Origin of the sequence: Acinetobacter sp. YH12136 (genome assembly GCF_013418545.1) — a bacterium.
GTDB classification, from domain to species: domain Bacteria; phylum Pseudomonadota; class Gammaproteobacteria; order Pseudomonadales; family Moraxellaceae; genus Acinetobacter; species Acinetobacter towneri.
Genome location: NZ_VPBV01000023.1, coordinates 13,228 through 26,771, shown reverse-complemented (window position 1 = coordinate 26,771; position 13,544 = coordinate 13,228). Strand labels below are relative to the sequence as shown.

Here is a 13,544-nt window from a genome sequence, read left to right as displayed (position 1 = left end):
ATTTCTCTTCGTATCATAGTGCTCATTCAAAAGTATGCTTTGTTTGATATAGCGGACATTACCTTTTCGGATTTTATTGCCCATAAACTACTAAATTAAAACTCGCTTAATGTACCTTACTAATTATCTTTTAAAAATGCAGCTCTTCTATCCGACACGGTTTTCCGTATAAATAGCCTTGATAGGTGTGACACCCCATACTCTGCAATAACGCGCGCTGGGCTTCTGTTTCAACACCCTCAGCTATGACTTGCAGTTCCATTGAGTCGGCTAATGTTATAACTGCCTGAGCGATGGCCCTATCATTACTGCTATTGATAATATCTCGAACAAACCCTTGGTCAATTTTCAACTGATTTATAGGCAATTGTTTTAAGTAGGATAAGGATGAATAGCCTGTACCAAAATCATCGATTGAAAAAGTCACGCCGTGCTGCTGCAACTCTTTCATCTTAGCTTTAACATCAGGAATGTTATTTGCGAGCAACGTTTCCGTAATTTCCAGCTTTAGCAACTGTGGATTTGCACCTGAGGTTTTCAATGCATTTAAAACAGTCTGAACAAAATTATCTTTGCTAAATTGAACTACGCTTATGTTAACCGCAATGCTTAGGTGTTGTTTTTCGGATTCTAAAGACCATTTTGCCAGAGTGGCGCAAGCTTCCTCTAGCACCCACTCGCCAATGGGTACAATAAGACCTGTTTCCTCCGCTAATGGGATAAATTGCAGTGGCGACACCATGCCTTTTTCTGGGTGTATCCAGCGTAACAATACCTCAACACCAATACACTGCTTCAGGTGATTGACCTGTTTTTGATAGAAAAGTACAAATTGCTGGCTTTGTATTGCAGAGTATAAGTCGCTAATAATTGCTGCTCTTGAGCTTACTGCAACTTGCATTTGCGGGTCAAAAAACTGCACACCATTTCGGCCAGCATATTTAGCCTTGTACATAGCCATATCAGCTTGCTTTAACAAATCTTCTTTTGACAGATTTTCACTGTTAAAAAGTGTTACACCAATGCTTGCCGAACTATTGTAAGTTAGACCGTCAAGATTATATTCCCTTGTTAAATTACTCACGATTTTTTGTGCAAGTCTCTCAGCCTGGTTCGCTGCTAATGTTGGTTCATGACTTAAATCTGATGCAATAATAACAAACTCATCGCCGCCTAAACGCGCTACGGTATCACCTTGTCTCACTGAGTTGACAAGACGCTCAGCGACCTGACACAACAGCAAATCACCTTTATTATGACCAGCACTATCATTAAGGTTTTTAAAGTTATCTAAATCAAGAAAAAATAATGCTGAGAAGTTCCTTGTACGAACGCTATGATTTATAGCTCCCGTCAATCTGTCCAACAACAGACGTCGATTAGGTAGCAATGTTAATGGGTCATAAAATGCTAACTGGTGAATTTCATTTTCACGTTGTTTACGCTCAGTGATATCCCTGACAACACCGATAAAATTAACTTCACCAGCCATTTGAACTTCAACTACACCAAGCTCGATTGGAAACATAGAACCATCTTTGCGCAAGGCCTCAAGCTCACGAATACGCCCAGTAATGTCACTGACACCACGTTCTATATAGTTTGATAAGTAGCTATCGTGATGCTCTCGATGAGGTGACCCCATCAACATGCTAATATTTTTGCCAAGCGTTTCATCTTCCGTATAGCCGAAGATTTCCTGTGCGGCTTGGTTAAATGTCAGAATTTTACCACGACCATCAATAATAATAATGCCATCAAGCAACCCTTCAACAACAGCTTCCATCTGCCTTGACTTATCACTAAGCGCTTTTTCTGCAATTATTTGGTCATTGATATCAAAGTGTGTACCCAATAACCATAGAGCTTTGCCATCATATGTCCTTGAAGAAATGCGCCCTCTGGTGTTTATCCATTTCCATTCACCATTTTTGTGTTTCATACGAAGATTGGCTTCATATATGGGTATTAGGCCTGACATGTGCTTTTCAAGAATAGTTGCACAATAAGCCAGGTCATCAGGATGCGTTAGCCTTTCCCACGTGTATCTGTTTCCAGGTAATAACTCAGAAAGTGTGTAACCCAGTAATGCGGCCCATTTATCATTGATAATCAACTCGCCTGTTTGAATATTAAAATGCCATGTGCCTATATTGTTAGCCTCTATTACGGCCTTAAGTAAATTCTGACTGTTCCTTATGAGCTCTTCATCCTGTTTCTCTTTTGTAATATCTGTTTCAATTGCAATATAGCCGCTCAAACTACCACTTTCACTAAACAGCGGGTTACAAGCTATTCTCACCCAGTAGGAATTTTGCGCTTTTGAATAATTTACAACATCAACATTAAAGCCGTTCTGTTGAGCAAGCGCATCTCTCATTATTGCAACAGTGGCAGGATCAGTGTCGGGCCCTTGTAATAACTCCCCAGGCTTTTTACCCTGCATTTCTTCAATGCTATATCCTGTAAGAAAGGAGAAGGCTTCATTAATCCATATAACTCGACCTTTGACATCAGTTATTACCACACCATTGGTTGTCTGCCTTGCAACTTCAGAAAGGCGTCTTATTTCTGACTGCGCTTCAACTTGTGCAGAGGTATTACGAATGACCACTAATACTTCATTATCATCAATCTTTTTGTATCGGGCTTCGAACGATTGATTTGACTTTTCAAACGTGTAGTTATGATGAATCACATCGTTGTTACAAAAGGCTTGCTTGAGGCACTCTACGAGTTGATGACCTAGCTCATTGGGTAGTATCTCATGAACGGTACGCCCCAAAATCGCTTGTTGAGGTTTAAGTAAGTCAGGATGCTCTTTGCAAACCAAAAAACGAAAGTTTCGGTCAATAACAAATACCATATCAGGCAGTGTTGTCAGTATTGAGGTTGTTTTTGCCATGCCTTTTAAAAACTGCTCTTGAAGTCGAGCTTGATCTTCTTTGGCAATTTCATACTCAACCATGTCTGCAAATTCGCGCAGTTCTTGCTGCTCTTTTGCTGAAAAGTCTCTGGCCACGGAGTCAATGAGACATAGAGTGCCGATGGGTTGCCCACTTGTCTCTCGCAGCGGTGCACCCGCATAAAAACGAATATGCGGCGCGTGGGTTACTAAAGGATTTGACGAAAAGCGCTCATCTTTTGTTGCATCTGAAACAATTAAAATATCCTCATGCAATATCGCATGGCCACAAAATGAGATATCACGGCCTGTTTCACAAGCGTCAAGACCCACTTTAGATTTAAACCATTGCCGGTCACTATCCACCAAAGAGATAAGGCATATTGGCACTTTAAATACAGACGCTGCTAATCTTGTAATGCGGTCAAAGCGCTTCTCTGCTGGCGTATCCAGCAAATTAGTTCGCTGTAATGCAAGTAAACGAGCAGCTTCATCAACAGGGAATTCAGGTGCGTTCAAAACGTTACTCCAATAATTTGCTGCTTAATCGATTATTATCAATTGTACTGCAAGAATACACTGTTAAATGTTTTAGGCTTTCACTTGAAAGATTACCGCTTAAACCCTACGGTAACTAAATTTTTTTAGCTTGGTTAGTTATTTTGTCAACTTAATATTTCACAAAAAATTCACTATTAAATACATACTCTTTACTTGGAAGTAAAATGCTGAAATTTATGACTGAAAAAATTTAGCCAATGCTTTCAAGTTAGATTAAATAAATTGTACCAAATATAAATTTATATAGGTTCTTCAATGGCTATAGAGTTTGTTTCAAAATCAAAACTACCGACTGCATTTGGCGATTTTGAAATTATAGCATTTCAAGACCAAAGTACTGGTGAAGAACATATCGCTCTTGCCAAAGGCATGGGTACTATTTCTAATCAACCTGTACTCGTTAGAATTCATTCAGAGTGCTTAACAGGTGACGCTTTTGGATCACTCAAATGTGATTGTGGCCCCCAATTACATTCAACCATGAAAATGATTAATGATGCAGGTCAAGGTGTGATCTTATACTTGCGCCAAGAAGGTCGCGGCATAGGACTAACCAATAAAATTCGAGCTTACGCCCTTCAAGACCAAGGACATGATACTCTTGACGCCAATTTATTATTAAATTTACCAGCAGATGCTCGTAAATATGATATGTGTACCATTATGTTAGATTATTTAAAAATAAAGAATGTAAAACTCATTACAAATAATCCCCTTAAAATTAAATCTTTAACTGATTTAGGAATTAATGTTGTTGAACGTATTCCTTTAAAAGTTGGTTTAAATATCTTTAACAAAGCTTATCTTGAAACAAAGCAAAAACGCATGTCACATCTATATGATAATAGTGATTTTTAAAAGCAATCACTTTTTAGAAAATATCCACGTATAAAGCTCCATCTCCCTTTCGGGAGAAGGCCAAGATAAAATATTGTTTTATATTCAATTATGGTTTTAAAGAAGATTTATGAAAGGTGCCTGACTATTCTTTATTTTGTCTCAGTATCTGTGCAAAAACCGTCACTTTTTCTAAAGTCGCATTCATTCCCTTATTAAAAAAAGTATCGACAAGCGCTGAACCAATGATAATAAGATCTACTTTATTGGCTAGTGCTTTAACATGGTTTTCATTTTTGATTCCAAAACCAATTGCAACAGGAATATTAAAAATCGGCTTAATTTCAGTCATCTTTTTCTCAAGATTAGATAAATTGAAGTCTCCTCCTGTTAATCCATTTTCTGCAACATGATATAAAAACCCTGTCGCGCGCGCTGAAATTTGCTCTAACCTTTCAACTGGGGTCGTCGGCGCGGTCATTACAATTAAATGCATATTTTTTTCATTTAATTGCACCTCAAATTTTTCTCGATATCCATATGGAGCATCTAAAATCAATATTCCATCTATAAGATTTTCTGTTTCGGCGATAAGTGTCTCAAAACCATATTGCATTATCGGATTTAAATAAGTCATGAAAATTATTGGTGTCTGGTTATCATGCAGCCTGATTACTTTTACCAACTCAATGGTCTGTTTTACCGTTAGACCTGCATCTAAAGCCCGAAGATGCGCTGCCTGAATGATCTCTCCATCTGCCACAGGATCAGAAAATGGAATACCCACTTCAATAATGTCAGCCCCTGCTTGACCCAATTGGCTTAACAAACGACAACTTTCTGTAAAATTAGGATCTCCAGCAGTAAAATAACAGACCAGACCACTTCGATTTTCCAGTTTCAATTGCTCTAATTTTTGATCTAGACGGTTCATGCTGTAGCTCCTACAAGATATTTTTTGACCGTGTTTAAGTCTTTGTCTCCTCTGCCACTTAAATTGACAATAATGATCTGTTCTGGCTGCATTTCTTGAGCAAGTTGAATCGCATACGCAATCGCATGAGAACTCTCAAGCGCAGGAATAATGCCCTCCTGTTGACTTAAAAGCTGAAATGCATTTACAGCCTCTTGATCGGTGATCGCCGTATATGTAACACGTCCTGTTTCAAACAGAATGCCATGCTCAGGACCAACACCAGGATAATCTAAGCCAGCTGATACAGAGTGCCCTTCTAAAATCTGCCCATCTAAGTCTTGTAATAAATAGGTTAAATTGCCATGCAGCACACCGACCTGACCTTTGCAAATAGAGGCGGCATGTTCATCGCTATTTATTCCTTTTCCACCTGCCTCAACGCCAAACATTTTGACATTCAGGTCTTCTAGAAAAGGATGCATCAACCCTAGTGCATTTGATCCCCCACCCACGCAAGCAACTAGAGCATCAGGCAGCCTATTTTCTTTCAGGAGTATTTGGTTTCTGGCTTCTAGACCAATAATTTTCTGAAATTCTCTGACCATCGTCGGATATGGGTGAGGGCCTGCGCCAGTACCCAACAGGTAATAGGTTGTATCCACATGACGAATCCAGTCACGTAATGCTTCGTTCATGGCATCTTTTAAAGTCCCACGACCCTTTTGAACACTTCTGACTTCAGCACCGAGTAATTTCATGCGCTCAACATTCATTTGTTGGCGCTGAATATCTGTTTCTCCCATAAAAATGGTACATTTCATCTTAAACAGCGCGCAAACCGTTGCTGTTGCAACACCATGTTGCCCAGCACCAGTTTCTGCAATGATTCTGGTTTTCCCCATAAATTTGGCTAATAAGATTTGGCCTACACAATTATTGATCTTATGCGCACCCGTATGGTTCAAATCTTCTCGCTTGAAATATATTCGAGCGCCGCCTGCATAAGCTGTTAGGTTTTTTGCATAAAAAAGAGGACTAGGACGACCAACAAAGTCCGTTAAAATCTGCTGATATTCAGCCCAAAATTCAGGTTTGTGCCGAACATTATTAAAGGCTTGCTCTAATTCTTGAAGTGCTGGCATTAAGCTCTCTGGCATGTAACATCCGCCAAATTTACCAAAAAATCCTAAGTCATCAGGACCATTACCTGTATAAGGGGTTGTCATCTCATATCTCTTTTACTATCAAAACTTGTTCGATCTTAAAATATTTTCATTTTGATGATAATTGATATATTTTGAGCTGATGATGTTAGAAAATTTTACAACATGAAACGCAGAACATTACCTCCTCTTAATGCTTTAAAAGCTTTCGAAGCTGTCGCCAGAAATAAAAGTTTCAGCTTAGCTGCCGAAGAATTATGTGTCACCCATAGTGCGATTAGTCATCAAATAAAGCAGTTAGAAGAATGGTTAGATAAAAAATTGTTTATTCGACATTCCTCGACCATCTCTCTGACGGCGGACGCCGAAGAATTATCGCTCGTTTGTACGCAATTTTTTAATCGTTTAGAACAATGTGTCTTTGAGTTAACAAATAAAACATCAGAGGTAGAGGTGGTAATAGGCGCTTCTCATAGTTTTATGGCAAATTGGCTGATTCCCCGATTAGAAAAGCTCGAAGTCATTTATCCCAATATCCATATCAAATTAATGACATGTAATGAGTTAAAATTATTAGAAAAAGAGAAAGTTGACATATTTATCAATAGCGTCAGTGAGCATCATCTACTTCCTAACTTTTTGAATAAATATCTGTTATTTCCCGATAACATGGGTCCTATTTGTAATCGTGAAATAAATCTTCTTCATTCCGTAAATGATCTTTTAAACTATCCATTACTTCATACCCACTCAAATAAAAGTGCATGGCATACATGGTTTGATCAGTTTCAAATAAGCTTTTGCCCAAAATCCAATGACCGTTATTTTGATAGTCTGAATTTAATGATAGAAGCTGCCGTGTCTGGGTTAGGAATTGCCATAGCACCTCAAATTCTAGTAGAAAAAGAAATGTTAAATGGAAAGATCATTGCCCCTTTTGGTTTTATCTATTGTGACTATAATTTTTATGCAATGGTCAGAAAAAATAATGAAAATCGTGATGTTATGAATATCATTAATTGGTTAATGGCCGAAGAAAAAAGTTAAACATTTAATCTTTGATTGGCTTTGTTGCACAAACCTATCTGTAAAGGGTTTTTCAGCGATATAATTTTCAAATGAAGAAGCCTACACACAAAATCTACCGCACAACCAATTGGCCCGCATATAACCGAGCACTCATGAGTCGCGGAAATATTGCCATTTGGTTTGATCCTGCTACGCAATGGTATGCGCCATCAAAAGGCAAACAAGGGCGAAATCAAACCTACTCCGACGCAGCCATCCAATGCTGCTTAATGATTAAATCCTTATTCCGTCTGTCTTTACGTATGGTCACTGGCTTTGTGCAAAGTCTGATTAAACTTTGCGGATTAAATTGGATAGCTCCAGATTACACCACGCTTTGTAGAAGACAAAAGCATATTGATATTGTAATCAGCTACCAAAAAAGTAGCGATGGGCTGCATCTACTCATGGACTCTACAGGCATGAAGTTTCTAGGTGAGGGCGAATGGAAACGCAAGAAACATGGACCTGAATATCGTCGCCAATGGCGTAAACTTCATATTGGTATAGATGCTAAAACCCTACAAATACGAGCAGTTCAGCTTACAACCAATAATGTCAGTGATTCACAGGTGCTTGGTGATTTACTTAATCAGATTCCACAAGATGAGCAGATTAACTCTGTTTATACCGATGGAGCTTATGACACCAAGCAATGCCGTCAGGTCATTGCAGATCGGCAAGCGCATGCGGTGATTCCACCTAGAAAAAATGCGAAACCATGGAAAGATACAAAGAGTAGCTCGCTAGAGCGAAATGAATTACTTCGAACAATTAAACGTTTAGGCAGGACACTATGGAAAAAATGGTCAGGCTATCATCGTCGAAGTTTGGTTGAAACTAAGATGCATTGCATCAAATTATTAGGAGATAAACTCAGTGCAAGGAGTTTTGATAGCCAAGTGAATGAGATCCATGCACGTGTAGCAGTCCTTAACAGATTTACGGAATTAGGTCGACCACTTACCCAAGTTACGCCTTAAATTTGGCTCAATTAGGGGCGCTTTGCATTTCAAATCTTTGTGCAACAAAGCCTCTTTGATTTGAAAAATTCTATTCAATTGCTCATCTATAACGTCTATTTCACATTCTATTCACGCTGTGCTGCCTAAGGTATAAACATACACTTCATACGGACACTGATGATGAGACTTGTAAAAACACTAATTGCTACAGCCTTATCCTTGCCGCTTCTGTTGTTAGCCGGATGTAAAAGTATTCCCAGTTATTCAGACGATTACGCCCAATCCAGAAATGGTATTCAGGGGATAGCGCTGGATCAGGCTAAAGCTCAGGATATCGGCCTCCGCTTTACCTCAGCCTTTAATACCTTGGGCACACCTGAATTCGTTGAAAATGCTGGAGCACTGTATGCCGACCAGCTGTTTATTAACGATACGCTATCGCAATTTTCATCCCGTCAAAATCTACTCGAGCACTTTCAAGGCATGAACAAACGGGTCAGCAAGGTCAGCGTCAAGCTGTTAAACGCTTCTTATCATCAGGACTCTGCCTATGTGCACTGGCATATGGCCTATGATTTTAAATTGTTCGGCACGACCCGCAGTATGGACTCTTACGGTATCAGTGAAATCAAGATCAACGAAAACAACAAGATTATTTTCCAGCAGGATTTCTGGGACCCTGCGAATGGCCTGTACCGTTCCCTGCCTTATGTTGGAGGGGTCTACTCATGGCTACTGCCTTTCAAAAAATAGCGATTAGTACAGCGTTAGTGATGGGATGTAGCTTCTGTCCATGGGCACAGGCACAAAGCCTGAATCAATGCGGCAATGGTCCGCTGATGGTGGGTCAAAAACAGGTCGGTATGGCCAGTTATTTTGCCCAAAACTGTAGCCAGTCCTGGGAAAAACAAAATATACAGATGGACTTTTCCTATACACAGAATATTCCGGAATGGGCATTTAAGCGTGCGGCCACACATTTACTGAAACGTAATGTTAAAGACGCAAAAATACATGCTCTATTCAACCCAATCACCGATTTGTATCGTCCGGTCAGATCAGGCGACCTGTATCGTTTAAAATACAACCATGCTACACAGACCCTGAGCTTATCTTTGAACCAGCAAAGTTTAGGGCAGCTTAAACATCCTCTGGCACAACAATATTTTAATATATGGCTGGGTCCCCAGCCATTTAGTGCTAAATTAAAACAGCAATTATTAAATTAGTGTCTGCCGCTATGTCGAAACATTTTATCCTGATGGTTGAAGACCATTATGAACTGGCCTCTACCCTATGCGAGTTTCTTGAAGAACATGGCTTTGTGGTCGATCACGCCCGCAATCTGAGTGCTGCTAGACAATTACTGAAACAGCAACGCTACCATATCTTGCTACTAGACATTAATTTGCCTGATGGTTCTGGTTATGAATTGTGCGAGTGGTTACGCAATGAAGAGGGGTTGGACTTACCTGTCTTGATGCTTACCGCTCGGGATACCTTGGATGACAAACTTAAAGGCTTCAATTCCGGCACGGATGATTATCTGGTCAAGCCCTTTGACTTTAACGAGCTAGTGGTTCGGGTCAAGGCCCTGATCAAACGTTCCCTGGGTGAAGTATCTAGCAGTCGTCTGCAAATTCATGACCTAATTTTGGACCCAGCAACACAACAGCTAACTCGAGCTGGGCAGAACATTGAATTGCCTCCGATTCAGTTTAAACTTTTGAAGCTACTAATGCGACATTCTCCTAAAGTACTGACCAAACAGGAAATTATGATGCAGCTTTGGGGTGACGAAGAGCCAGAAAGTGATGCTCTGCGCAGTCATATCTATAATTTACGCAAAATGGTCGATAAACCCTTTGAACAAAAGCTGATTCACACCATATCTGGGATTGGTTTAAAGATTGCTTTCGAAGATGAAGCCTAATTTAGGTACACAACAACAATCAGTCCAGTGGTCATTGCTAGATCAACATTCTGATGAGTGTCAAGATAATATTGCCTGTCAAACAGCTCCACACGCCAACCTAGCTGTTTGCATAGCTTTTGCACCAATTGCAATCCAATACCATGCCCTTTGATTTCCAGTTGTAGCTGCTGACCAGACAGTTCCTGAACTTTAGAATTGTTAGGTAAAGGCATGCCGACTCCATTGTCAGCAATCAGTACTTTATTTTTTTCCATAATCACATCAATTTCTGTGCCCTGTGAATAGTTCAGCGCATTGCGCAGAATATTGCCAAACACCATTTTGGTCATGGATGGATAAAGTTTACGCGGCTGTTCATCGAGGTCTTTTTGCAGGTCTATCTGCATGCCTTTGTTATGACTGACACTCTCCAGATCCTGCACAAGATTGTCCAGACATTCTGAAAGCATGGTCGGTTCAGCAGTTAAAGTGTTGGTGGTATTGCGGGCAATTGCCAGCAAGGTATCGACCAGCAGCTGCATGTCTTCAATGGTGTTATGCAGGCGGGTAAAGGACTTGTTGTCGCCATAGCGTGCCTGACACAGCTGCACATTGCCTTTTAAAATGGTCAGTGGCGTGCGCAGCTCATGGCTGACATCTCCGGTAAATTCACGCTCACGCTGAATAAATTCGCTTAATACCTGATGATATTTTTCCAGCGCCTGCTTGAGGTATTCAGCTTCCAGATTAGAGTCGGTGCGGATGTCCTGAAAAGGCGAAGCCTGATTTTTCTGATGTTCCCAGTCGATATATTCCAGCGCATTGGCCAGACGGGTAATCGGGGAAAAATAGCGCCGGGCCCGACGGTTCCACCACCACAGCACACTATATAGCACAAACAGGCTGACCATCAGCGGTGCCAGACCAAACAGCCACACCAGCTTGTTGACGTTGCTTTCGCCAAAGACCAACAGGACATGCTGTCCGTCTTTTTCACCATACACAGTCATGCGCTCCTTGCCATCGACAAAATGCCGATTCACTCCTTGCTCAAGCTGCATAGTCTTAAATTGGGGTGGTGGCACAGTGTTCCAGCGGTAACCATACAGATTTTTGGTGTCGGGCAATTCTGCGGCAGGATTACGTTCTAATCGTTGCCAGTAGTGAGACATTTCCTGTTCTAGCGCCGTTCTGAGCAAAGAACCTTTAATTACCCAGGCACTGAAGCCAATCCCAATCACCACAGACAAGGCAATGAATCCGATTTGCAGCCAGTAATAGCGGTTAAACACCTCACCCAGAGGATGATCGTGTTTGTCCCTGAACAGCTTTAACATTGGTGCATTCCCCGCTACCCCATCCGATTCGCCATTCAATTATACGGTTTTCTTTTTAAACAGAAAGTGACCGATCACCCACTCGCGTCCATGCTCATAACCGAACAGCTCGGCACAGGCCATAAAGAAAATCCGCCAGCGTTGCCACCAGATTGCGGCATCCGCGCCATAAGTTTGTTCAAATAAGGGCTTTAGCTCGGCCTGTTTAGCATCCATATTTTCTAGCCAAGCATTTGCGGTACGTTCATACTGCGTGCCCGCCCATTGCCAGTGCTGTTCTAGCTGTAAATGCTGCTGAAAATGTAGGAAAGTTGAGGCTGCTGGCATCAAACCACCACTAAAGAAATATTGCGACATCCAGTCAAACTCATTTTTGACTTCAAAAGGATAATGCAAGAAACGATGACAGAAAATATGACACCACAATAAGCCATTTGGTTTGAGCCAAATACTGATATTTTCAAATAGTTTTTGATAGTTACGCACGTGCTCAAACATCTCCACTGACACCACACGATCAAAAGAGGCAGGTTCAAGTTGCAACACATTGACATCACAAGTGATCACCGTCAGGTTATCCAGTTTTTTTTTACGGGCTTGTTCCTGAATATACTCGCGCTGCGTTGAAGAATTTGACACGACTGTAATACGGGCCCTTGGATAACGCTCGGCCATATATAGACTTAAAGAACCCCAACCGCAGCCAATTTCCAAAATATCCTGCCCGTCTTTCAGTTGTGCTCGCTGGCAATAGCATGCAAGAGCAGCTTCTTCGGCTTGGTCTAGCGTTGTATCGGCATGTTCAAAGAGACTCGCGCTATATTTCAAACGCTTACCGAGTACTGCCTGAAAAAATGCGGTCGGCAGTTCATAATGCTGTTCATTGGCTTTGTCTGTCTCAATGGCAATTTCGCTGTTTTTCAGCATGGTCAGCACATCCATATAGCGCTGCGCTGCCAATGCGGGGTTAAACCGACCTTCTTGTGCCAAACGTTTTTTGCTTAAAGTACGAATGCCTGCACGAATCACTGGGTCTGGCACCTTGCCATTTTCGATCAGTTCTAAGGTTTTTTTAATCATAAAGTCCATGTATTTACCTACTCTTTGGGTGGCCACGGAATAAACATTGAAGTTCGTCGTTGATAGTCTTTATAGTTGTCGCCACGGTGGGCGAGCGCCTGTTTTTCACTAAAGGGAATACCTGTAAAGTAGTACAAGAATAGCCACATCAGCAGTGGATATATCCATAATTCATAGCATCCTGCTGCCAAACCGAGCACTGGATAGGCAAACCAATGCAGCCATTCAAAAAAATAATTCGGATGGCGCGAATATTTCCACAAGCCCTGATCCATGGTTTTACCTTGATTCTGTGGATCTAGCTTAAAACGGTAAAGTTGCTGATCGGCAGTGCTTTCACCTATCAAAGCCAAGAGCATGATCATACCCGCCCCAATCACAGTGACCAAAGTCCAGTCATTCCATTGCTCGGTCGAGATACTTAACAACTTCAGCATTGGGTAGGAAAACAGTAGCGCCAAACCTGCCTGAAATATAAAAAACACCAGAAAACCAAGATGCTGATAATCCCCCATCGCTCGGCGCATGTTGGCATAACGCGTGTCTTCTTGGGTTTCATTGGCATAGCGCCGTAACAGATGCCAAGTCAGCCGTGAAAACCAGATCCCACTCGCCAGTCCCAGAAATAACCGAACCAACAGTGGTGCACTGTGAATCGCCCAAGCGGCAATAATCATGTTTAGGGCAATACTGAAACTCCAAGCGACATCGACTAGCCCTGCTCTGCGGTTATAGGTCACCAACACCCAGCTACAGAGCATGATGAAGACATTGAGCAAAAATAAATCTAGCAGCAT

12 protein-coding genes are annotated in these 13,544 nt (G+C 41.2%); 6 read left to right on the top strand and 6 right to left on the bottom strand.

The features are described 5' to 3' along the window. Positions 1-130: 130 nt before the first annotated feature. Positions 131-3,424: an EAL domain-containing protein gene (locus FTU71_RS10820; protein ID WP_179994255.1), complete on the bottom strand. Its 3,294-nt coding sequence runs from the start codon at positions 3,422-3,424 to the stop codon at positions 131-133. Positions 3,425-3,721: 297 nt separating this feature from the next. Here FTU71_RS10820 and ribA point away from each other — a divergent pair, with 297 nt between their 5' ends. Further along, positions 3,722-4,324: a GTP cyclohydrolase II gene (gene ribA / locus FTU71_RS10815; protein ID WP_004976959.1), complete on the top strand. Its 603-nt coding sequence runs from the start codon at positions 3,722-3,724 to the stop codon at positions 4,322-4,324. 124 nt (positions 4,325-4,448) lie between these two features. Here the strand turns inward: ribA and trpA are convergent, their stop codons facing one another. Together trpA and trpB are read right to left on the bottom strand one after the other, a co-directional pair. Then, the gene (gene trpA / locus FTU71_RS10810) at positions 4,449-5,237 is read right to left on the bottom strand and encodes a tryptophan synthase subunit alpha (RefSeq protein WP_179994254.1); all 789 of its coding nucleotides are present in this window, start codon (positions 5,235-5,237) and stop codon (positions 4,449-4,451) included. Beyond that, positions 5,234-6,445: a tryptophan synthase subunit beta gene (gene trpB, locus FTU71_RS10805; protein ID WP_180006160.1), complete on the bottom strand. Its 1,212-nt coding sequence runs from the start codon at positions 6,443-6,445 to the stop codon at positions 5,234-5,236. The genes trpA and trpB overlap by 4 nt, the downstream gene beginning before the upstream one ends. A gap of 102 nt (positions 6,446-6,547) precedes the next feature. On the opposite strand from trpB, the gene FTU71_RS10800 reads away from it, so the two are divergent. From FTU71_RS10800 to FTU71_RS10780, 5 genes are all read left to right on the top strand, one after another. Next, complete coding sequence (locus FTU71_RS10800; RefSeq protein WP_179994252.1) at positions 6,548-7,429, top strand: LysR family transcriptional regulator; 882 nt, start codon at positions 6,548-6,550, stop codon at positions 7,427-7,429. Between the two features lie 71 nt (positions 7,430-7,500). Continuing rightward, positions 7,501-8,433 (top strand): IS5-like element ISAba12 family transposase, encoded by a 933-nt coding sequence (locus FTU71_RS10795; protein WP_063454701.1) that lies wholly within the window; start codon positions 7,501-7,503, stop codon positions 8,431-8,433. Positions 8,434-8,595: 162 nt separating this feature from the next. Next, the gene (locus FTU71_RS10790; RefSeq protein ID WP_171407659.1) at positions 8,596-9,168 is read left to right on the top strand and encodes a nuclear transport factor 2 family protein; all 573 of its coding nucleotides are present in this window, start codon (positions 8,596-8,598) and stop codon (positions 9,166-9,168) included. Continuing rightward, positions 9,144-9,644, top strand: coding sequence for a chalcone isomerase family protein (locus tag FTU71_RS10785; RefSeq protein WP_005177287.1), 501 nt, complete (start codon positions 9,144-9,146; stop codon positions 9,642-9,644). The genes FTU71_RS10790 and FTU71_RS10785 overlap by 25 nt, the downstream gene beginning before the upstream one ends. Before the next feature lie 11 nt (positions 9,645-9,655). After that, on the top strand, positions 9,656-10,348 hold the full coding sequence (locus FTU71_RS10780; RefSeq protein ID WP_005177281.1) for a response regulator transcription factor: 693 nt from the start codon (positions 9,656-9,658) through the stop codon (positions 10,346-10,348). Here the strand turns inward: FTU71_RS10780 and FTU71_RS10775 are convergent. Genes FTU71_RS10775 through FTU71_RS10765 form a run of 3 tightly spaced genes read right to left on the bottom strand, consistent with a single transcriptional unit; the run spans position 10,345 to position 13,544 of the window. After that, the gene (locus FTU71_RS10775; RefSeq protein ID WP_373683932.1) at positions 10,345-11,667 is read right to left on the bottom strand and encodes a sensor histidine kinase; all 1,323 of its coding nucleotides are present in this window, start codon (positions 11,665-11,667) and stop codon (positions 10,345-10,347) included. The genes FTU71_RS10780 and FTU71_RS10775 overlap by 4 nt on opposite strands. Before the next feature lie 39 nt (positions 11,668-11,706). Beyond that, positions 11,707-12,756 carry a cyclopropane-fatty-acyl-phospholipid synthase family protein gene (locus tag FTU71_RS10770; RefSeq protein ID WP_180111973.1) on the bottom strand — a complete coding sequence of 350 codons (1,050 nt, stop codon included), beginning with the start codon at positions 12,754-12,756 and terminating at the stop codon, positions 11,707-11,709. Positions 12,757-12,764: 8 nt separating this feature from the next. Next, positions 12,765-13,544, bottom strand: coding sequence for a DUF1295 domain-containing protein (locus FTU71_RS10765; protein WP_087549557.1), 780 nt, complete (start codon positions 13,542-13,544; stop codon positions 12,765-12,767).